Annotated in this window: 15 protein-coding genes; 7 read left to right on the top strand and 8 right to left on the bottom strand. The window is 66.0% G+C overall.

Annotated elements, in window-relative coordinates; genetic code table 11:
* Positions 1-7 precede the first annotated feature (7 nt).
* Positions 8-3,592, top strand: coding sequence for an ABC transporter permease/M1 family aminopeptidase (locus CKW06_RS05920; protein WP_024956966.1), 3,585 nt, complete (start codon positions 8-10; stop codon positions 3,590-3,592).
* Between the two features lie 114 nt (positions 3,593-3,706).
* Here CKW06_RS05920 and CKW06_RS05915 read toward each other — a convergent pair whose 3' ends face one another.
* Positions 3,707-3,994 (bottom strand): hypothetical protein, encoded by a 288-nt coding sequence (locus tag CKW06_RS05915; RefSeq protein ID WP_032963550.1) that lies wholly within the window; start codon positions 3,992-3,994, stop codon positions 3,707-3,709.
* A 236-nt stretch (positions 3,995-4,230) separates the two neighbouring features.
* On the opposite strand from CKW06_RS05915, the gene CKW06_RS05910 reads away from it, so the two are divergent.
* Positions 4,231-5,130 (top strand): hypothetical protein, encoded by a 900-nt coding sequence (locus tag CKW06_RS05910; protein WP_143568329.1) that lies wholly within the window; start codon positions 4,231-4,233, stop codon positions 5,128-5,130.
* Between the two features lie 10 nt (positions 5,131-5,140).
* Complete coding sequence (locus CKW06_RS05905) at positions 5,141-5,515, top strand: hypothetical protein (protein ID WP_024956963.1); 375 nt, start codon at positions 5,141-5,143, stop codon at positions 5,513-5,515.
* Positions 5,516-5,642: 127 nt separating this feature from the next.
* Here CKW06_RS05905 and CKW06_RS05900 read toward each other — a convergent pair whose 3' ends face one another.
* The 5 genes from CKW06_RS05900 to CKW06_RS05880 all read right to left on the bottom strand — a co-directional run bounded on the left by CKW06_RS05900 (position 5,643) and on the right by CKW06_RS05880 (position 12,151).
* Positions 5,643-6,101, bottom strand: a complete 459-nt coding sequence (locus tag CKW06_RS05900; RefSeq protein WP_024956962.1) for a GNAT family N-acetyltransferase — start codon at positions 6,099-6,101, stop codon at positions 5,643-5,645.
* A gap of 150 nt (positions 6,102-6,251) precedes the next feature.
* Entirely contained in the window at positions 6,252-6,638 is a 387-nt protein-coding gene (locus CKW06_RS05895) for an SseB family protein (protein WP_024956961.1), read from the bottom strand.
* A gap of 121 nt (positions 6,639-6,759) precedes the next feature.
* Complete coding sequence (locus CKW06_RS05890; protein ID WP_024956960.1) at positions 6,760-8,475, bottom strand: alpha-amylase family glycosyl hydrolase; 1,716 nt, start codon at positions 8,473-8,475, stop codon at positions 6,760-6,762.
* Positions 8,475-9,962: an MFS transporter gene (locus tag CKW06_RS05885; protein WP_012479383.1), complete on the bottom strand. Its 1,488-nt coding sequence runs from the start codon at positions 9,960-9,962 to the stop codon at positions 8,475-8,477. Before CKW06_RS05885 ends, CKW06_RS05890 begins: the two co-directional genes overlap by 1 nt.
* The gene (locus CKW06_RS05880) at positions 9,959-12,151 is read right to left on the bottom strand and encodes a glucosidase family protein (RefSeq protein ID WP_024956959.1); all 2,193 of its coding nucleotides are present in this window, start codon (positions 12,149-12,151) and stop codon (positions 9,959-9,961) included. Before CKW06_RS05880 ends, CKW06_RS05885 begins: the two co-directional genes overlap by 4 nt.
* Before the next feature lie 237 nt (positions 12,152-12,388).
* Between CKW06_RS05880 and CKW06_RS05875 the strand changes: the two genes are divergently transcribed.
* The gene (locus CKW06_RS05875) at positions 12,389-14,440 is read left to right on the top strand and encodes a glycoside hydrolase family 97 protein (protein ID WP_024956958.1); all 2,052 of its coding nucleotides are present in this window, start codon (positions 12,389-12,391) and stop codon (positions 14,438-14,440) included.
* A 216-nt stretch (positions 14,441-14,656) separates the two neighbouring features.
* Positions 14,657-17,413, top strand: a complete 2,757-nt coding sequence (locus CKW06_RS05870) for a TonB-dependent receptor (RefSeq protein WP_024956957.1) — start codon at positions 14,657-14,659, stop codon at positions 17,411-17,413.
* 205 nt (positions 17,414-17,618) lie between these two features.
* On the opposite strand, the gene CKW06_RS05865 is transcribed toward CKW06_RS05870, so the two are convergent.
* Positions 17,619-19,232: an alpha-glucosidase gene (locus tag CKW06_RS05865; protein WP_024956956.1), complete on the bottom strand. Its 1,614-nt coding sequence runs from the start codon at positions 19,230-19,232 to the stop codon at positions 17,619-17,621.
* A 214-nt stretch (positions 19,233-19,446) separates the two neighbouring features.
* Between CKW06_RS05865 and CKW06_RS05860 the strand changes: the two genes are divergently transcribed.
* Entirely contained in the window at positions 19,447-20,445 is a 999-nt protein-coding gene (locus tag CKW06_RS05860; RefSeq protein WP_012479378.1) for a polyprenyl synthetase family protein, read from the top strand.
* 155 nt (positions 20,446-20,600) lie between these two features.
* Here the strand turns inward: CKW06_RS05860 and CKW06_RS05855 are convergent, their stop codons facing one another.
* Positions 20,601-21,392: a dienelactone hydrolase family protein gene (locus CKW06_RS05855; RefSeq protein ID WP_024956955.1), complete on the bottom strand. Its 792-nt coding sequence runs from the start codon at positions 21,390-21,392 to the stop codon at positions 20,601-20,603.
* Positions 21,393-21,524: 132 nt separating this feature from the next.
* Here CKW06_RS05855 and CKW06_RS05850 point away from each other — a divergent pair, with 132 nt between their 5' ends.
* Positions 21,525-22,118 carry an SMI1/KNR4 family protein gene (locus CKW06_RS05850; RefSeq protein ID WP_024956954.1) on the top strand — a complete coding sequence of 198 codons (594 nt, stop codon included), beginning with the start codon at positions 21,525-21,527 and terminating at the stop codon, positions 22,116-22,118.
* Positions 22,119-22,196: the final 78 nt, after the last annotated feature.

Here is a 22,196-nt window from a genome sequence, read left to right as displayed (position 1 = left end):
GCACGCCATGATCCTCAACTTCTTCCGCTTCGAGCTGCGCGAGCAGCTGCGTTCCCCGCTGCTGTGGCTGCTGGCCGGGCTGTTCGCCCTGCTCGCCTTCGCCGCCGCCTCCAGCGACGCCGTGCAGATCGGTGGCGGCGCCGGCAACGTGCACAGCAACGCGCCCACCGTGATCGCGCAGATGCTGGGCATCTTCACCCTGCTCGGCATGCTGGTCACCGCGCTGTTCGTCAGCAACGCGCTGTTGCGTGACTTCGAGCTAGGCACCGCCGAACTGATCTTCGCCAGCCCGGTGAAACGCCGCGATTACCTGGCCGGGCGCATCGCTGCCGCCCTGGCGGCCGGGCTGTTGGTCTACATCCTGATCGCATTCGGCCTGTGGCTGGCGCCGTTCATGCCGTGGGTCGATCCCGAGCGCATGGGCCCGATCAGCTGGCAGGGCTATGCGTGGACGTTCGCGGTCATCGTCATTCCGAACCTGTTGTTCACCACCGCGCTGCTGTCGCTGCTGGCGGCGTTGACCCGCTCGATCCTGTGGGTCTACATCGGCCTGGTGGCCTACCTGGTGCTGTATGGCGCCAGCGCGGCCCTGCTGCGCGACATCGATAACACGTGGATCGCAGTGCTGAGCGAGCCGCTGGGCATGCGCGCACTCGGCCGCACCATCCGCTACTGGTCCACCGCCGAACGCAACAACGGGATTCCCGAGCTGGCCGGTTACCTGCTGGCCAATCGCGCCCTGTGGTTGGGCGTGGCTGCCGCGCTGTTCGCCGCCACCTTCGCGCTGTTCCGCACCGAACGCAGCGGCAGTGGCCGTCCGCGCTGGGGCCGCAGGCAGGCGCAACCGGCTGCCGATGCCAGCGTGGTCCGCCCCACCCGCGCGACACTGCCGCGCGTGATACCGGCGTTCACTGCCAGCACGGCGTGGCAGCAGTTCCTGCGCCAGGTCCGCTTCGATACACGCGGCGTCCTGCGCAGCGTGCCGTTCATCGTGCTGCTGGTGCTGGGCCTGGCCAACTTCCTGCCCAGCGCGCTGTTCCGGCAGACCCTGTACGGCACCTCGATCTGGCCGGTCACCTCGCAGATGATCATGGGCCTGCAGGGGGCCTTCAGCTGGCTGCTGGTGATCATCGTGCTGTTCTTCGCCGGTGAGCTGGTCTGGAAGGAACGCAGTGCGCGCATCAATGAAGTGACCGATGCCATGCCGGTGCCGAACTGGGTGCCGCTGCTGGCCAAGTTCACCGCACTGCTGGCGGTGATCATCTGCTTCCAGGCCGCCGGCGCGCTGGCCGCGATGGGCGTTCAGCTGGCCAAGGGCTACACGCATCTGGAGCCGCTGCTGTACCTGCGGAGCCTGGCGCTGGATTCGGTGGTCTACATCCTGATGGGGGGCCTGGCGCTGGTGCTGCAGGTGCTCACCAACAACAAGTTCGTCGGTTATGCGCTGCTGATCGTGGTGATGATCGGCCAGGGCGTGCTGGGCATGCTCGACTACACGCAGAACCTGTACAACTTCGGCAGCTGGCCCAACGCGCCCTATTCGGACATGAACGGCTACGGCCACTTCCTGACCGGGCAACTGGCGTTCCAGGGCTACTGGGCCCTGTTCCTGCTGACCTTGATGTGCCTGGCGTCAGCCTTCTGGGTACGAGGTGTCAGCCAGGGCCTGCGTCAGCGCCTGGCCCTGGCCGGCCGCCGCCTGCGCGGCCCGACCGGTGCCTTCGCCGCAGTGGCCGCCCTGGCCTTTGTCGCCGTGGGTGGCTGGCTGTACTGGAGCACCAACATCCGCAACGAGTTCGTCTCGCCCGACCAGCAGCTGGACCTGCAGGCCCGCTACGAGCGCGAGCTGTCGAAGTACCGCAACCTGCCGCAGCCCCGCATCGTGGCGGTGGACAACCGCGTGGACCTGTCCCCCGAATCGCAGTCGATGGTGATCGATGCGAACTGGACGGTGCGCAATACCCACGCCACGCCGATCCAGGACGTGCACGTCTCGATGGGCGATGACAAGCAGCTGGTCGCGGTCGACCTGGGTGGGCAGACACTATCGATGCATGACGCCGATCTCGGCTACCGCATCTACCGCCTGCAGAAACCGCTGCAACCGGGTGAAACCCGCAGCGTGCATTTCCGCGTGGTGCAGAAGCCCAACGGCATCACCGCGGGCCAAGCACCAAGCAACATCGTCGACAACGGCACCTTCTTCAACAGCCGCGTACTGCCGTCGTTCGGCTACAACGAAGGCGCCGAGATCAGCGACCGCAACGAGCGGCGCAAGCGCGACCTGGGTGAGCCGCGGCGCATGCCCAAGCTGGAAGACGAAGCCGCGCGTGCCAACACGTACATAGCCAACGATGCCGACTGGCTCGACTTCCGCACCACGATCTGCACGGCACCAGACCAGGTGGCGCTGGCCCCGGGCTACCTGCAGCATGAGACCACGGTCAACGGCCGACGCTGCTTCAGCTACGCCATGGACCGGCCGATGCTGAACTTCTACGCCTATCTGTCGGCAGGCTGGGAGGTGCGCAAGGCGAAGTACAAGGACATCCCGGTGGAGGTCTACTTCGACCCGGCGCACGGCTACAACGTGGACCGGATGATCGAAGCGGTGCAGAAATCGCTGGCCTACTACGAGGCGAACTTCACCCCGTACCAGCATCGCCAGGTGCGCATCATCGAGTTCCCGGGTTATGCCCGCTTCGCGCAGTCGTTCGCCAACACCATCCCCTACTCCGAGGCCATCGGTTTCATCGCCGACCTGCGTGACCCGGACAAGGTGGACTACGTGTTCTACGTAACCGCGCACGAGATTGCGCACCAGTGGTGGGCGCACCAGGTGATCGGTGCCAACGTGCAGGGCGCGACGGTGCTGTCCGAATCGCTGTCGCAGTATTCGGCACTGATGGTGATGGAGCAGGAGTACGGCCGCCAGCACATGCGCCAGTTCCTCAAGCGCGAACTGGACGGCTACCTGTCCGGCCGCGGTGGCGAGGCCATCGAGGAACAGCCGCTGGAGCGCGTGGAGAACCAGCAGTACATCCACTACCAGAAGGGTTCGCTGGTGTTCTACCGGCTGCGCGAGGAGATCGGCGAGCAGGCGCTTAACCGGGCATTGAAGCGCTTCCTGCAGGACAAGGGGTACCAGCAACCGCCGTACACCACCTCACGCGAGCTGCTGGACTACATCAGGGCCGAGACCCCGGCCGACCGCCAGCAGCTGGTCACCGACCTGTTCGAGAAGATCAGCTTCTACGACAACCGCGTGATGGCCGCCAGCGCCCGCAAGCGCGATGACGGCCGCTACGACGTGACCCTGGACCTGCACGCCGCCAAGCAGTACGCCGACGGCAAGGGCAAGGAAAGCGACGGAAAGCTGGATGACTGGGTCGAGGTCGGCGTGTTCGCCAATGGTCCGTCGGGCAAGGAGCGCGACCAGAAGGTGCTGTACCTGCAGCGCCACCACATCACCAGCGCCGAGCCGAAGATCACAGTGACGGTGGATGAAAAGCCGGACGAAGCAGGCTTCGATCCCTACAACAAGCTGATCGACCGGGTGAGCGATGACAACCGGCGCAAGGTAACGATGTGAGGCAACGGGGCGCCGGCCTATGCGCCGGCGCTCCACGCAACACGTGCGGGCTTGGCTCGGCCTTACTGTAGTGCCGAGCCATGCTCGGCACATTGTCCACGACAGCCGCGAAGTTCAGCGCACCGGGGACTTGGGCCCCAGCAACGCCAGCAGCACGAAGACCACGATCGAGGCGACGGTGCCGAGCGCCGCCGGCAACCCGAATGCCCACGCCGAACGGCCCTGCTGGCGCGCCCACTGGGCCAGATGCCAGGCTGCGCCCAGGTTGATCAGCCAGGCAATGACGAACACCGGCCACAGCACCATGCCCACCGCGCGCAGCAGGGGCATGGACACCAGCGCGGCAACGATCGCCGCAATCAGGAAGATCAGGGCGGAGCGGGAATGGCGGGGTACAGCCATGGTCACGTTATCAGCCACCAGAAGATGGAGTCCGCCTCCAGAATAGCGCTGACTGACCTTGGGTGCAGCAGGGGTCAGATTGGATGCCTGACATCAAGACCCTCGGATCTCTGACGAACCGCACGGCGGATACCGATACGCGGCAGTCGCCATGAAGCGCAAGGTGAATGCGTGGGAACACCGTGGATCAGGAAGGTGTACCCGCAGGTACACCCACTCGTCCAAGGAGTCACTTTGTGAAAATGATCTCTGCAGCCACCTTGATTCTGGCAGGCTCCGCGCTTTCCCCGTTCGAGGCGCACGCGGTCCAGGTAGTCACCTGTGGCAACTGCACTCAATCCTGGCAATACGAATCCGCTGGCGAGATGGCTCATGGGTTCCGTCGTGGCTGGGAGGTCTACCTCGTGGTCAACCCCAACACCGCCCAAGCGCTTTACGTCACCGTCAACTACATTCCTCCTGGCGAGGTTCCCAGACGCTTCCACCAGGTCCCTTCCCAGGGCGATCTGGGAGTCGCTGCCGACATCAACGTTCCAAGCTGGCGCCTACCGAGCCAACCGGTGCTGACCCGGTATGGGCAAGGTGACTTCGACAGCAGTTCACAGGGCCTGGCAGACGGCGAACGACTTCAGCTTGAAGCGATCGTCCGCATGTCGAAAGAATGGGTGTTCATAAAACCCGTAAACGACAGCGGCTACTTCTCAAGCCTGCATGTCGCAAACCAGTTCATCCCCGCAGTGGACGATGCTATCCGAATCGCGCACACCGCAAACAATCCAGCCTGGCAACACGGGCAGATCAATGGAAACCTCATTGGCTCGCTCTTCCGGTCGCTCGAGTACTTCTTCGGGAGAGGCGTTGGCGGCTGCCTGCTGATGGACAACGGCGACACCGCTTGCTGGCAGATCAATCCAATGGCAAGAGGGGCGGCTCGACTGATCAAAGACACCGCCAGGGATGTTCTTGGCCAGGCATTGCCTGAATCAGACACCATCAAGAATGGGGGACAGATTGATATCGATATCGACAAGGGGGATTGGCCACGTGAGATCCGCTACAACTTTAGTGGCGGCTATTACCGATGCGGATCGGTAAACGGAAAGCTGGACCGCTGCGAATGGGTCCGTCCCCGCTAGGAGTTCCGTCATGAAGATATGGTTGCAGTTGGGATCACATTCCCTGGTCGCCATTGCGTTCTCGCTTCTGGGAGCCTTTCACATCACCCATGGACTACCCAGTCTGAAGCAGCAGTACAGCGATGATCTTGCGATGTCCATCCACGTGCTTTTCGACGAGGATGGTGAAGCAAGATCCCAGGCTGAACTGCAGTCCAGAATCTCATCCCACATCGTTAACATGCTGTTGCTCTCAGCCAGCTCATCGGCAAAATCGGATGCGGAGAATGAGCGTTTGGCAACAATCAGCAAACGCGTACTCGCACAGGACCTCCTGCGATACATCGAGCGTGACGATGTACGACGCAACGCTGTCTTCGTGGCGGGCAACCTGGCTGCCGATTGAGCATGCGATGCCCGAAGTTTCCAAGCCCTGGGGCAGGCCCTTTCCGACAGCAGTGAGCCGGAGCTCCCAAGCTCATTCAACCGGCACATCCAGCTCACCGCCTGGACGAAGCACCAGGGCACTTCTCCTACAGCGAACGCACCATCACCAGCACGCGATGGCTGCAGTTGTCGGCTTCCTGCAGCGGCTTCCAGCCCAGCCGGGCGTAAAGGCCTCCATCCAGCGCTTCGGTCTGCAGGTACAGGTCGGAAACCCCCATCCTCACCGCCTGCGCCGCTGCCTGCTCCACCAGCGCACCAGCCAGCCCACGCCCGCGATGGCTGTCGGCCACGAACACGCTGCCCAGCCAATGTTCGTACTGTGGGAACGCCTGCATTTCCCGCCGCTTGAGCTGGACTGCGCCAACCACCTGACCGTCATCGAATGCGGCGATCAGGTGCGGGAAACCTTCGGCATCCTGTAGCGGATTGAGCCGCTGCAGTTCCTGTTCCAGTGTCAGGCCGGCGTCCTGGCCCCGTTCCGCGTGGTACCACTGCGCCAATTGCTGCCGTTCCGGTGCGTCGGCGGGTAGTCCCCTGAATTCCATGGCAATGCCTCGATCCCGATGTCACCCAAGGGGATCATGGACGGCGCCCGAAGGGAAGCCTTCTGTAGCGTCGAGCCATGCTCGACACATCAAGCCATGCGCGAAAGGCAGTCGAGTATGGCTCGGCGCTACAAATGGCGCGACGGCAACTCAGCCTTGGGCGAAGTCCTTCAGGATCTCGCCAACGCCGCTGGGTGAGATCTCAAAGCCCAGCGAAGTACCCGGGTTGATCACCACGCCGTAGCCACCCGGCACGCGGCGCAGCACGTCCAGCATCAGCCAGCGGATCTGGTGTTCGGCCTGCTGGCTGTAGACGCCCACCCGCGACGGCTCGGTGAACACCGCCACGTGCAGGGTGCCCTGCTTGTCGAACAGCAGCGGGTCGAAGCCGCTGCCGTCCGGGGTGACCAGGCTGCCGGTCAGCAGCACTACCTCGGAAGCGACGAAGGCCTCCATGAAGGCGCGGATCGGCACCGCACCGTCCATCGCCGCCTTCAGCAGGGTTTCGATCGGGGTCTGCGGGGCGAGGTCGGTCATGGCGATACGGCGGGGCGTGAGGGGTGCCTATTGTGCCGGATGCGGCCAAACCCGGTAGTGCCGGCCACTGGCCGGCACCTGCAGATACCCGGAATCCGGGGCTGCCGGCCAGCGGCCGGCACTACCGCCCCAGACGCTGGTCCCGCGTCTTCTGGTCGGCCATCGCCTTGTCCAGCTCGGCCTGCAGCGCCGGCTGCTGCACGGCAGCGTCCAGCACATAGACCTTCACGCCGTGCGCGGGCACGTCGGCCTTCAGCAGACCGTTCACCTGCAACGAACCGCCGTCCAGCGCATCGCGCCAGCGGCCCGCCTGGACGTAACGCGACACAGTGAAGCTCTTTGCCCTGTCGCCCTTGTTCAGCAGCACCAGCGCGGTCTGCGCCACCTCGCCATGCTGCAGCACGCGGAAGAACACTGCCTCATCGCCCTGCAGGCGCTCGTTCACCTGCAGGCCGCGCTGCAGCGCCGGGGTGGCTGCGCGCAGCCTGGCGATACGCTGCAGCGGCGCGAAGATCGGGCTCTTCGGCGCCGCATCCACACGCGGCTGGCCGAAGTACGCACGATTGCCGGCATGCTCGGCACGGCCACGCATGAAGCCCGTCTCCGAACCGTAGTAGACCACCGGAATGCCGCGCGCGGTGAACAGCCAGTTGTGCGCATCGATGAAGCCGTTGTCACTGGCCTGAAGGCGCGGCATGTCGTGGTTGTCGTAGAAGCTCATCAGCTCGTACGGATTGGCATACGGGCCACCGCTCAGGTGCAGTGGCTCAGCCAGGGTCTCGAAGCCCTTGTTGGCGGTGCCGAAGCTCTGCTCCAGTGCGCCGCGCAACGGGAAATCCAGCACGCTCACGTTCGCGTTGGCGGGCCAGGTGTGCTCGGCGATGCGCGCGGCATCGTAGTCGAACGCTTCGCCGAACATGAACATGCCCGGATGCTCGGCGCGGATGCGCTTGACGAATTCATGCCACCACGGGTGCGGCAGCCAGCCGATGGTGTCGATGCGCAACGCGTCCACGCCCTGCGCGGTCCACTGCAGGTAGGCGCCGACCAGGTAGTCCATCACCGCCGGATTGTCCTGGTTGAAGTCCGACAGCTCGGCCAGGTTGCCGTCGAAGATCGAGCCGTCCTTGCTGTCGACCGGACCGATGTTGTTGTAGAACGCGTGCAACGGGTTGTGCTTCGGATCCAGTTTCCGCGGCGGCAGGTTCTGGTGGTCGGCGATCAATTTTCCGTCCTTGTCGAAGATCTGTCCGAACTGGGGCTGCCGTGTCGGCATGGTCCAGGCCGGCGAACCGTGGTTGCCTACGATATCCAGCACCACCTTCAAGCCAGCACCGTGCAGGCCCTTGGTCAGCCCGGCGAAGTCCAGGTCCCTGCTCGGCAGGTGCTCGTCGAGCTTGTAGAAATTGATGCCCCAGTAGCCGTGGTAACCGGTCTTGCCGCGGTCGGTCAGCGTGCTGGTGCAGCTGATCGGCTTGCTGCCGGTAAAGGCCTCGTCCGGGTTGTCGACGATGGGCGTGATCCACACCGCACCGAAGCCCAGGTTGCGGATGTACTGCGCATTGTCGAGCACGCCGCGAAAGTCGCCGCCGAGATAGCCGATGTTGCCGTCCACCTTGTCCGGGCACGGCACCGGGATATCGAAGGTGCGGTGCGCGCCACCCTGGTCACGATGGTCGTTGGACGGGTCACCGTTGACAAAGCGGTCGGTGACCACGAAGTACACCGCATCGCTGGCGAACGGCTCGGTGGTGCCGACGTAGTCCGGAAGCGGCGCGGCCGCGGCCTGGCCGGCGAACAGGGCAAGGGAAACAGCAACAGCCAGGACACCACGCATCACACCACCTCCGGACGGGACGGAACCCGCAGCACGCACAAGCCGGCCAGGAACAGGCTGCAGCCGCCCAGCACCAGCACATGCATCGGCTGGCCACCCAGCCATGCGCGCAGGGCAAAGCCAAGCGCGCTGGCCGCCACCAGCTGCGGGATCACGATGAAGAAATTGAAGATTCCCATGTACACACCCATCTTCGACGCCGGCACGCTGTCGGACAGCAGTGCATACGGCAACGACAGGATCGAGGCCCAGGCAAAGCCCACACCCACCATCGACAGCAGCAGCCAGTGCGGGTCGCGGATGAACATCAGCGAGACCAGGCCGGCACCGCCCAGCCACAGGTTGACCAGGTGGCTCCAGCGCAGGCCGATCGCACGCACCATCGGCGGAATCAGCACCGCCGCCAGCGCAGCGAAGCCGTTGTAGGCGCCAAACAGCACGCCCACCCAGTTGGCACCTTCGTTGTAGGCGGCCGACTGTGGATCGGTCGAACCGAAGTGGGTACCGGCCACCGCAGCGGTGGTGTAGATCCACATGGCGAACAGCGCGAACCACGAGAAGAACTGCACCCACGCCAGGCGGCGCATGGTGACCGGCATCGCGCGCAGGTCGCCGACGATGGCGGCCAGCATATGCGTGGCCGGCAGCGCGCGCGCCGCCGCCAGCAGCAGGCCGTAGCCGGCGCACAGGCCGGCCAGCACGTACAGCATCCTGTCGCCTTGCCGCCAGGTGATCAGCAGCGCCAGCAACACACCCAATCCAAGCCACAGGGTCACCCGCGTCCATGAAGCCGGGCCGTTGATCGCGGCCGCCGCGTGATGTTCCGGTGGCTCGGCATCATCGAACCCGGCCAGCTCCGCCGGTGAATATTCGCGGGTGCTGACCACCGTCCAGGTGATCGCCGCGAGCAGCACCACCGCGCCGAAGTAGAACGCATAGCGCACAGTGTCGGGCACTTCCCCGGCGGCCGCGGTGTTGGCAACGCCGAAGTGGGCCAGGATGAATGGCAGGAAGCTGGCGACGATGGCGCCCACGCCGATGAAGAAGCTCTGCATCGCGTAGCCGGCCGGACGCTGGCGTGGCGCCAGCTGGTCGCCGACAAAGGCACGGAACGGCTCCATCGATACGTTGATCGAGGCATCCAGCACCCACAGCGTGCCGGCCGCGATCCACAGCGTCGGCGAGTTCGGCATCACCAGCAGCGCCAGCGTGGTCAACACCGCACCGATCATGAAGTACGGACGACGACGACCCCAGCGGGTCCAGGTGCGGTCGGACAGGTAACCGATCACCGGTTGCACCAGCAGGCCGGTCAGCGGCGCGGCAATCCACAGCCCGGGTACCGCGTCGATGTCCGCACCCAGCGTCTCGAAGATGCGGCTGGCGTTGGCGTTCTGCAGGGCGAACCCGAACTGGATGCCGAGGAAGCCGAAACACATGTTCCAGATCTGCCAGAACGACAGCTGCGGTTTGGCGGGACGATTCATCGTGCACCCTCTTCCATCGCCACCGGCGCCACCGTCAGCGCCTGCACCTGGGCCTGGTTGAGCACGCCTTCGCGGCCGCCCTTGCCCCCGGTGTAGTGCGCGAAATGTTCAAGCGCGCTCATGTTGAAGCCCTCTTCAAGCGCGACCGTGCACTGCCCCTTTGGCACCGTGAATGTTGCCGAGGTCGAGTCCTGCACGGCCACGCTGTGCGGCAGCGTGACCGTATGCCGCTGCAACGGCTGGCCCGGGCACTGCAGCACCAGCTGCTTGACCGCAGCCGTGACGCCGGTGTTGATCGGTCCGTTCGGGTTTCGATATTGCAGGCGCAGGCGAACCTGCCCGGCCTTGGCCGAGGTGAACTGCCAGCGCTGCGCACCCTTCAGCACCTGCTGCGGACCGACGCAGACCATTGGGCTGTGCAGCGATTCCAACGCGCCTTCGCGTCGGGTCAGGCTGAGGCAATGCTGCAGCCCATCGTCGCTGATCTGCACCTGGCCGTTGCTGGCGACGACGGCCCTGCCGTCCTTCCACAGAACCTGCCCGGCTTGCACCGGAACGTTCCAACCCGTGCCCCTGCGCAGGGCCTGCGGTGCCGCGGGTGTTGCGGGCGCACGCGCGTTGGCATCCGCAGTCGTGGCAGCGAAGCCTGTTGCTGCCGGGGCAGTCACCAGCTGCACCGTGGTGGTCGTGCCGCGCGTGGTGGTCCTGCCCGCCACCAGCAAGCCATCGCCCACGCTCTGCGGACGCTCCAGCACATAGCGCTTGCCAGTGACTTCCAGGCTGATGCTGCGCTGCGTGCCGAACAGTTCCGGCACCAGCACCGCCGGCAGCTTGGGCTGCACGCGGCCATCGTCCTGCACGCCGAACACCCCTTCGACCACCATCGACAGATACCCGGCCACCGACCACAGCTGGCGTTCGGAGTTGACCACCGGGCCGCTCAGCGCGCCTTCCTCGACATGCACGGCCTGGCTGACCAGCTCGTAGTTCTCCATGTTGGAACCGGCCAGCGCGGCGCCCCGCATCAGCGAACGGATCTCGGCGGCGATGCGCGGCGCATCGTCCAGCTGCCGCGCCGCACGCAGCGAGTAGGCGCTGACAAACGGCCAGATCGCACGGTTGTGGTAGATCGGCTGCTGCGCTTCCTGCGGCCAGACCACGGGGCTGCCGGCTGGCCCCATCGGGTAAGCAGCCAGTGCACGGCGTGCGCGCTCGGGCGGCAGCACCCCGGCGAGGATGCCCAGCGACAGGCCCAGCAGATCGACCTTGGCGTACGGCACCGGGTGCGCGGCTTCGCCGATGTAGCTCATGTACTGGCCGATATCCTCGCGCCAGAAGCGCGCATCGATCTGCTGCGCCAACGCATCGGCCCACGCCTTGTAGTCGGCCGCGCGGGCGTCGCCGTGCTGGCCGGCCAGGCGTTCGGCCAGGCGCAGTGCCTGGTAGTGCAGCACGTTGGTGGACAATGCGTAGGAATCACCGATGAAGCGCACGTCCTCGCGGGTCCAGTCCGGATAGGTCTGCTCGCGCCAGTCCAGGAACGAGGTCTCGCCACGGTACAGGCCCACCTGCGCGTCGAACACCATCGCGCGGTCCTGCGCCAGCGTGCTCTTCAGCGCCTGCCAGACCTGGTCGGCAAACGCGCGATCCTCCAGCAGATGACGTGCCGCCAGGAACCACACCACGCGATCGCTGCTGATCGGCCAGCTGCCACCGGAACCGGTGTCCTGCGCCACGAACAGGCCGGGCGTGTGCCCGTCGCGCGTCACCGACAGCTTGAACTGCAGCGACTGCCGGGTGCGCTCCGGGTCCAGCCGCGCCAGCGCCAGATCGGCGGCGAAGCTGACATCGCGGGTCCACACATAGGGCCAGCGCGCGCCGGTCTGGAAGCACTCGCACGGCACCGGTCGGCCTTCGTCGAACGCGGGATCGCGAATCGCGTCCACGCGGTCCTGGTCCATCTCCTGCTGGGCCAGCGCGAACAACGCGTCGAACATCACGCTGCCGGTCTGGCTGCGCATCGGTGCGGCTGCGATCTGCACTGCGCCCTTCGGCGCATGCAGCACGAAGCTGCCGTTGGCAGCGGCTTCGGCGCGCGCATGGCGGCCGTCGAATTGCAGGTCGGCCGCCTGCGCGGTCGATCCCAGCGCTGCCCCCAGGGCAGCGGTCAGGCAAATGATCTTCAGCATCGAAGCGGCGGACCGGCTTGCGCCCGTCGGCCTCCCTCCCTCTCTGCACGCGTTGTAGGTCCGCACCGTCGTTGCCGACGGGCGGGCGCGGCCCCTCCCTCAAGGTGCCTTGGCCCCATGGTAGACGCGGGGCTGTCGGCTGCGTCCAGCTGCATACGTATTCATGGCGCCACGCGGTAGCGCGCCTGCTGCGCTGGCTTATGGTCCGGGTCTGCCAACGGCGCCTTGGGAGGGGAAATGCCGATGCCACACACGGTTGTACGCGCGCTGTTCGCGCACATGTTCGGCCTGGCCCTGTTGGGCGTGGCCACGCTGGCGCAGGCCGCGCCACAGGTCGCCAGCGTCGAATCACCCGGCAAGGTGCTCAAGGTCAGCCTCGTGCTGGACGGCGGCACCGCCCGCTACCGCGTCGAGCGTTTCGGCGAACCCGTGGTGGACGATTCGAAGCTCGGCTTCGCCCTGCGCGACGGCCGCCTGGACCGCGATTTCGCCCTGCTTGGCCTGCAGCGGCGCAGCGTCGACGACCGCTGGGAGCAGCCGTGGGGCGAGCGCCGGCTCACCCGCAACCACTTCAACGAGCTGACCGTGCAGCTGGCCGAAACCACCGGCAGCAAGCGTCGGCTGGATGTGGTGTTCCGCGCCTACGACGATGGCCTGGGCTTCCGCTATGTATTCCCCGAACAGCCGAACCTGCACGAGGCGATCATCGATGACGAACTGACCGAGTTCGCCATCGCGCCTGAATCCACCGCCTGGTGGATCCCCGCCGGCGAGCCGATCCACTACGAATATCTGTACCAGCGCACCCCGCTGCGCGAGGTGCCGCTGGTGCATACGCCGATGACCGTGCGCAGCCGCGATGGCCTGCATGTGGCCATTCACGAGGCCGCTCTGGTGGACTACGCCGGCATGTGGCTGCGGCGCACCGAGGGGCAACGCCTGCGCGCGCAGCTGTCACCCTCGGCCGAAGGCTGGAAGGTGCGTCGTGCCCTGCCCTTCGCCACGCCGTGGCGCACGCTGCAGATCGCAGACCGCGCCGGTGGCCTGGTCGAATCGGACCTGATCCTCAACCTCAACGAGCCCAATGCGCTGGGCGATGTGAGCTGGGTGAAGCCGGCCAAGTACGTGGGCGTGTGGTGGTCGATGCACCTGGACAACGAGAGCTGGGCTACGGGGCGGAAGCACGCTGCCACCACCGCCAAGACGAAGAAGGTGATCGACTTCGCCGCCGCGCACGGCTTCCGTGGCGTGCTGGTGGAAGGCTGGAACCCGGGCTGGGACGGCATGTGGGTGGGCAATGGCTACGACTTCGATTTCACCCGCGCCACGCCCGATTTCGACATCGAGGCGCTGTCGGCGTATGGCCTGAAGAAAGGTGTGCACCTGATCGGGCACCACGAAACCGGCTGCGCCATCGAGCACTACGAGGAGCAGCTGGGCGCCGCGCTGGACCTGTACGCACGGCTGGGCGTGGACCAGTTCAAGACCGGCTACGTCTGCGACGATGGCCAGGTCGACCGCCGCAATCCCACGGGGGGCCCGCTGTGGCGCGAGTGGCACGACGGGCAGTTCATGGCCCGCCATCACCTGAAGGTGGTGCAGGAGGCTGCGCGCCGGCACCTGTCGGTGAACCCGCATGAGCCGATCAAGGACACCGGCCTGCGCCGCACCTACCCCAACTGGATCTCGCGCGAAGGCGCGCGCGGCATGGAGTACAACGCCTGGGGCCAGCCGCCGAACCCGCCGGAGCACGAGGTCAACCTGGTGTTCACCCGCATGCTGGCCGGGCCGATGGATTACACCCCCGGCATCCTCAGCCTGAAGGGCCGCCACGGCCAGGCCATTCCCAGCACGCTGGCCCGCCAGCTGGCGCTGTACGTGGTGCTGTACAGCCCGATCCAGATGGCCGCCGACCTGCCCGAGCACTACCTGCAGCATCGCGAGGCATTCCGCTTCATCGAGGACGTGGCGGTGGACTGGGAGCAGAGCCGCGTGCTCGATGGCGAAGTGGGCGACTACGTGACGATCGTGCGCCGTGACCGCAACAGCCGTGACTGGTTCCTCGGCAGCATCACCGACGAACACGGCCGCGTGCTGCCGGTGTCACTGGGCTTCCTGGAGCCCGGCGTGCGCTATCGCGCCGAGATCTACCGCGATGGCGAGGGCGCTGATTTCCGCAGAAACCCGTTCGCGTTCGCACGCGAAACCCGCGAGGTGACCAGCGCCGATGCACTGACGCTGGTGCTGGCACCGGGCGGTGGACAGGCCATTCGCTTCACGCCGCTGTGAATGCCCCGGTAGTGCCGGCCGCTGGCCGGCACCACCGCAAGCAGGATCTGAAAGCGATTACACCCCTGCAGACGCCATTGAATACGTATGCAGGGTGATTCCCGCGAACAACGCGCTGCCTACCATAGCGGCGACGACAGCGGCCACCGCGTCGCACGTTCACGGCACCGCCGGAACGCTCACAAATCGATCTGCAACATTGCCTGGGAGGGGAAAATGTTGAACCACAAGCGCAGTGCGCTGAGTCTCGCGCTGGCCGTTGTGCTGGCGCCGACGCTGGCGTCGGCACAGTCCACGCAGAGCACCACCACGCCGGCCACCACCGCCGCCACCAACCTGGATACGGTGCAGGTCACCGGCATCCGCCGCGGCATCGAGAACGCGATCGCGGTCAAGCAGGACGCCACCTCGGTGGTCGAGGCGATTTCCGCCGAAGACATCGGCAAGCTGCCCGACGTCAGCATCGCCGAATCCATCTCGCGCCTGCCCGGCCTGGCCGCCCAGCGCGTGGCCGGCCGTGCGCAGGTGATCAGCGTGCGCGGCCTGTCGCCGGACTTCGCCACCACCCTGCTCAATGGCCGTGAAGTGGTCAGCACCGGCGACAACCGCGGTGTCGAGTTCGACCAGTACCCGTCCGAGCTGGTCAACGGCGTGACCGTCTACAAGACCCCGGACGCGGCGCTGGTCGGCCAGGGCCTGTCGGGCACCATCGACATGCAGACTGCACGCCCGCTCAGCTTTGGCGAGCGCGTGATCGCGGTCAGCGGCCGCTACCAGAAGAGTTCGCTGGGCCGCGCCGCCAACGTCGATCCGTACGGCAACCGCTTCAGCGCCAGCTACATCGACCAGTTCCTGGACAAGACCCTGGGCATTGCCATCGGCTACGCGCACAGCGACATGCCGATCCAGGAGAACCAGGTCGGCCTGTACGAACCGTGGACCACCGAACACACCGACAAGGGCGAGCGCCCGGGCGTGGGCGCCGGCACCTACTTCTCCGATGGCATCAAGGCGCTGCGCCGCACCGGCAACAACAAGCGCGACGGCGTGATGGCCACGATCCAGTTCCGGCCGAACAACAGCTGGACCAGCACCTTCGATGCGTTCCACACCGAAGCCGAGCAGATCGACACCGCCAACCAGTTCGAGCTGAACCTCAGCAACTACAACGGCAACTACACCCCGGGCCTGCTGGTCAGCAACCCGCAGATCAACGCCAACGGCTCGTTCACCGGCGGCACCGCCAGCGGCGTGTATCCGCTGGTGCGCGGCATGTACAACAAGCGCAAGGACAAGATCGATGCGTTCGGCTGGAACAACGAGTTCAACTTCAGCGGCGTCAAGCTGGTCGCCGACCTGAACTACTCCAAGGCCACGCGCGCTGAGCTGAACCTGGAAAACAACCTGCAGCTGACCCCGATGCCGCAGCTGGACACGGTTGGCGTGTCGATCCGTCAGAATGGCTTCTCGCAGATCAACCCGGGCCTGAACTACTCCAATCCCGACGCGCTGTTCCTGACCAACACCATCTACGGTTCCGGCTACGGCAAGGTGCCGCAGGTGGAAGACCGCCTGAAGGGCGGCAAGCTGGCCGCCACGATTGCGCTGCCCGAGGCCATTGCCTCGTGGGCGCCAGACCTCGACATCGGCGTGAACTATGCCGACCGCCGCAAGGTGAAGACCCAGTCCGAAGGCAACATCCTGCTCGGTGCACAGGGTGATGCCAACATCGCCTCGGACCTGCAGTACCGCCCGGTCGACCTGAGCTTCGCCGGCCTCGGCACCATCCCGGCCTGGAACGTGCCGGCCGCGGTCGGTCGCTACATGACCTTCAACCCGGTCGACAACCTGGACTACCTGATTCCCAAGTCGTGGACGGTGCAGGAAAAGATCACCACCGCGTGGGCGCGCCTGAACATCAACACCGACATCGGCGTGGTCGGCGTGCGCGGCAACATCGGCGTGCAGATGCAGCACACCGACCAGAGCTCGGATTCGCGCTACTGGGACAGCTCGCAGCCGGCTGGCAGCAACATCCAGCCCTACTCCGCTGGCCGCAAGTACAACGACTGGCTGCCGAGCTTGAACCTGGCCTTCATGTTCCCGCACCAGCAGACGCTGCGCTTTGCCGCCGGCAAGCAGGTCGCACGCCCGCGCGTGGACCAGATGCGTGCCGGCCTGGAGTTCGGCGTGGATACCGGCACCGGCCGCCCCGGTGGCAGTGGCGGCAACCCTTTGCTGGACCCGTGGCGCGCCACCGCACTGGACCTGTCCTATGAGAAGTACTTCGGCGAGAAGGCTTACGTGGCCGCCGCGATCTTCTACAAGGACCTGAAGAGCTACGTCTACACCCAGTCGGTGGACAACTACGACTTCACCGCGCTGCTGGGCAGCTACGTACCGCCGCCGGGCATGACCGCACCGGTGCTGACCACCGGCACCTTCTCCGCGCCGCAGAACGGCAAGGGCGGCACGCTGAAGGGCCTGGAGCTGACCGCATCGTTCCCGCTGGAGATGCTGACCGACAGCCTGCGTGGCTTCGGCGTGCAGGCCAGCGCGACCTTCAACAAGAGCGACATCACCATCCTGGATCCGGAAAGCGCGTCCAGCGTGGGCAGTGACCCGATCAGCCTGCCGGGCCTGTCCAAGCGCGTGTACAACTTCACCGCCTACTACGAGCGCAGTGGCTTTGAAGCACGCGTCAGCCAGCGCCGACGTTCGGACTTCATCGGCGAGATCGGCAATTTCAACGGCAATCGCAGCCTGCGCTACGTGGTGGGCGAAAACGTGACCGATGCGCAGGTCAGCTACACCTTCAGCGACAGCAGCGCCCTGCGGGGGCTGACCCTGCTGCTGCAGGGCAGCAACCTGACCAACGAGCCGTACCGCACCTACGCCGGCAGCAAGGACCGCCCGCTGGAGTACATCGAATGGGGCCGCACCTACATGCTGGGCGTGAACTACAAGTTCTGAGGTCGCGCCGGGCCCTGCCCGGCGCCCCGGACTCGGTAGTGCCGGCCGCTGGCCGGCAACAGAAAACAGGGAGCAGGACCGGAAACCCGCTGCGCAGGCAGCGGGTTTTCTTTTGCGCGAATGCCCTTCACCGCAATCCCACCCACAAAAAAGGGACGGGGCGCTTCGGCCCCGTCCCCGCAAGTACCGCCACCGGAGAAAACGGTCAGCTGCGTCGGGCGCAATACACCGCGCGCGGCGGCAGCTGGAGTTCATTGCCCTGCACCGTGCCCGCATCCGGGCCCGGCACCGCCACCTGCTGCCAGTTGCCCGGCGGCAGCGGATGGCTCACCGCTTCGGCCGACAGGTTGAAGGCCAGCAGGAGGGATTCATCTGCAAGCATACGCTCGAACAGCAGCACTGGCTCGGCGCTTTCGATGAACCGGATGCTGCCATGCAGGAGCGCCGGCTGGCTACGCCGCCAGGCCAGGAAGGCGCGGAACGCCGCCAGGACCGAGTGCGGGTCGCGCTCCTGCACGGCCACCGCCGCCGCCCGGTGCTCGGCCGGGATCGGCAGCCAGGGCGTGCCGGAGGTAAAGCCAGCCAGCGGAGCGTCGGTCCACGGCAGCGGGGTACGGCAACCGTCGCGGCCCTTGAAATTCGGCCAGAAGGTGATGCCATACGGGTCCTGCAGCGCCTCGAACGGCACCTCGGCCTCGGCCAGGCCCAGCTCCTCGCCCTGGTACAGGCAGACCGAGCCGCGCAGCGAGCACAGCATCGCCACCAGCATCCGCGCCAAGCGCGGATCTGCCGGATAGCCGCCCCAGCGGCTGACCGCGCGTTCCACATCGTGATTCGAAACCGCCCAGCACGGCCAGCCTTCGGTCATCGCCGCTTCCAGCCGGGAGACTGTGTCGCGGATGTAGGCCGCGCTGTAGTCGTCCACCAGCAGCTCGAAGCTGTAGCCCATGTGCAGGCGGCCGTCCTGCGTGTACTCGGCGGTGGTGGCCAGCGAGTCTTCCGACGAGATCTCGCCCAGGCTCACCGCGCCCGGATACTCATCCAGCAGCGCGCGCAGCTGCTCCAGGAATGGCAGGTTCTCCGGTTGGGTGTTGTTGTAGAAGTGGTACTGGTAGGCGTACGGGTTGTCCGGACTGAAGCCGCGGCCCACGCGCTTGTCCGCCGGCTTGGGCGGGTTATCGCGCAGCTGCGCGTCGTGGAAGCAGAAGTTGATCGCATCCAGGCGGAAGCCGTCCACGCCGCGGTCCAGCCAGAAGCGCACGTTGTCCAGGGTGGCCTGCTGCACGTCCGGGTTGTGGAAGTTCAGGTCCGGCTGGTCGACCAGGAAGTTGTGCAGGTAGTACTGCTCACGGCGCGGTTCCCACTGCCAGGCGCCGCCGCCGAACAGCGACAGCCAGTTGTTGGGCGGGGTGCCGTCCTCGCGCGGGTCGGCCCAGACGTACCAGTCGGCCTTCGGATTGCTGCGGTCCTGGCGGCTCTCGCGGAACCAGGCGTGCTCGATCGAGGTATGGCTCAACACCTGGTCGATCATCACCTTCAGGCCCAGGTCGTGCGCCTTGGCCAGCAGGCGGTCGAAGTCGTCCAGGCTGCCGAACAGCGGGTCGACGTCGCGATAGTCGGCGATGTCGTAGCCGAAGTCGGCCATCGGCGACTTGAAGAACGGCGAGATCCAGATCGCGTCCACGCCCAGCGCGGCAATATGGTCCAGGCGCTGGATGATGCCCGGCAGGTCGCCCACGCCATCGCCGTTGGCATCGAGGTAGCTGCGCGGGTAGATCTGGTAGATGACGGCTCCGCGCCACCATGGATAGTGCGACATCGACAGCCCCCCTCCGGGCATGCGGGACCCGCCAGTAGCGGGCCGAAATCCTGTTCCGGCAAGCTTAGCGGCGGCCTCGCGGGCATGGCGCAACCTGCATACGTATTCACGCAGGCGGCAGCGTTTGCGGCGCCGGGAACGCCGGCCAGCCCCGTTTGCGCCCGAATTCACGGCCAGCGCCTATAATCGGTGGTGAGCCTGAAAGCCTGATCGCATGACCATCACCGAAGACACCCGTCCCGCCCTGGGCCTGCCCCAGATCCAGTCGCTTGCCGCGGCCGACATGGCCGCCGTCGACGCCCTGATCCGGCGCCGGCTGTCCTCGGACGTCGTGCTGATCAACCAGATCGCCGACCACATCATTTCCGCCGGCGGCAAGCGCCTGCGCCCGATGCTGGTGATGCTGGCGGGTCACGCGGTCGGCCAGGCCGGTCCGGAGCACCACCAGCTGGCGGCGATCATCGAGTTCATCCATACCTCCACCCTGCTGCACGATGACGTGGTGGATGAATCCAGCCTGCGCCGTGGCCGCAGCACCGCCAACGCGCTGTGGGGCAACGCGCCCAGCGTGCTGGTCGGCGACTTCCTGTACTCGCGCAGCTTCCAGCTGATGGTCGAGCTGGAGCGCATGCCGGTGATGCAGATCCTGGCCGACGCCACCAACCGCATCGCCGAGGGTGAAGTGCTGCAGCTGCTGCACGTGCACAACCCGGATACCGACGAAGCCGCCTACCTGCGCGTGATCGAGCGCAAGACCGCGGTGCTGTTCGCCGCCGGCACCCGCCTGGGTGCGCTGGCCAGCGGCGTGGACGAAGCCACCCAGCAGGCCCTGTTCGACTACGGCATGCACCTGGGCTACGCGTTCCAGATCGCCGACGACGTGCTGGACTACTCGGCCAATGCCGAGGAACTGGGCAAGAACCTGGGCGACGACCTCGCCGAGGGCAAGGCCACGCTGCCGCTGATCCATGCCATGGCCCATTCCGACGACGCCACCCGCGAGCGCCTGCGCACCATCGTGCAGGACGGCGACGCTTCGGCGATGCCGGAAGTACTGGCCGCGATCCGCTCCACCGGCGGCCTGGAGTACAGCCGCGCGCGTGCCGAGGAATATGCCGAAGCCGCCGAGCGCGCGCTCGATGGCCTGGGCGACAACGATGCCGTGGCGGCCCTGCGTGGCCTGGCGCGTTACGCGGTGCAGCGTTCGCATTGATGGCGGCGTGCCGACCGTTGGTCGGCACGGAAACATCGGTGGGTGCCAACCCCTCGCATCGACCGCATTGTAGTGCCGGCCGCTGGCCGGCAACCTCCTGAGGCTGCCGATGCCACGGGAATGCCGGCCAGCGGCCGGCACTACCGCTGCACGGATCAACGTTTCTCGAAGCGCTCCTCGAAGAACTCATCCAGCGCCTTCCACGCGCGCTTGGCCGCCCGCTCGTTGTACTGGCACCCCGGCGGGCTGTTGGCATCGCGCTCGGCAAAGCAGTGCACCGCCCCGCTGTAGTTGGTGAACTCCCAGTCGACCTTGGCCGCGTTCATTTCCTCCTGGAAACCGGCGATGTCCTCGGCGGTCACGCTCTTGTCGTCAGCACCGTTGAGCACCAGCACCGAAGGATGGCTGCCACCGGCCTGCGCCGGCAATGGCGAGCCCAGCCCACCGTGCAGGCTGACCACACCGGCCAACGGCGCACCGGCACGGGCCAGCTCCAGCACGGTGGTACCGCCGAAGCAGAAGCCCACCGCACCGATCCGGCTGGCATCCAGCGGCACCTTCCCGGCCTGCGCCTTGAGCGCGTTCACCGCTTCCAGTGCACGCGCGCGCAGCAGCGGCCGATCGTTGCGCAGCTTGGTCGCCACCGGCCCGGCCTCGGCATCGGTCTTCGGCCGCACACCCTTGCCGTAGACATCGGCCACCAGCACCACGTAATCATCGCCGGCCAGCTGTTTGGCCTTCTCGATGGCCGATTCGTTCACACCCTTCCAGTTCGGCACCATCACCAGGCCAGGGCGCTTGTCGTTGTCGCCGTCGTCATAGACCAGCACGCCACTGAAAGTCGTGCCCTGGTGTTTCCACTCCACCGGCTGCGTCTTCATTGCCGCCCACGCCGGCATCGCCGCCAGGCCGAGCACCATCGCCACACCACAACGCCATCGGTTCATGCGCCTGCTCCGCGAGAAAAAGGGGACGGAGGGGATTAAGCCGTATTCGCCCCTCCCGCGTCGCATTCTGCATTGGCGACGTGACGCAGGTGTGGTTGGATACGACTTAATCCCCTCCGTCCCCTTTTTCGCATGAACCTTGTTGATCGCTTTCTGTCTGGCCTGATCCCACGCCTGCCTGCCGACGATGCCCCGCAATGGGCTCACGTCCAGGGCGCCAGCGCACAAGACCTGCAGCGCCTGCGCATGCAATGGCCGCAGGTGCCTGACAGCCTGGTGGAACTGTTGTCCCGCGTCGATGGCACCCATTTCCGCGAGTACCCCGGCGGCGGGGTCTGCGTGCTGATGCTCGGCTCGGACGTGGAAGACGGCGGCTATCCGTACTACCTGCGCTCGGTCGCGCAGATCTTCGAGGACCAGCAGCAATGGGACGACAGCATCCGTTCCATCTACGAAGAGTGGCTGGATGACGAGCCGGAGATTCTGGGTGAAGGCATCGACGCGGATCTGCCGATGAACCGCCGCCTGTGCTTCTCGCACTGCATGAACAACGGCGGCACCTCGATGCTGTACCTGGATTTTGATCCGGCACCCGGCGGCGTTGCCGGCCAGGTGGTGCGTTACCTGCACGACCCGGACAGCTATGCGGTGATCGCCCCCAGCTTCGATGCGTATCTGCAGCAATTGATCGACGGCGGCTACGCGTTCATCGACGAGGAGCAGTAGATCCACGCCATGCGTGGATGAATTTCTCCGGAGGGTTGCCGGCCAGAATCCCGTTGGGGTCAGAGCCCTTTCCTGCGG

It is taken from the genome of Stenotrophomonas maltophilia, from assembly GCF_900186865.1.
In the GTDB taxonomy this organism is placed as follows: Bacteria; Pseudomonadota; Gammaproteobacteria; order Xanthomonadales; family Xanthomonadaceae; genus Stenotrophomonas; species Stenotrophomonas maltophilia.
This window is presented reverse-complemented; position numbering and strand designations above follow the sequence as displayed.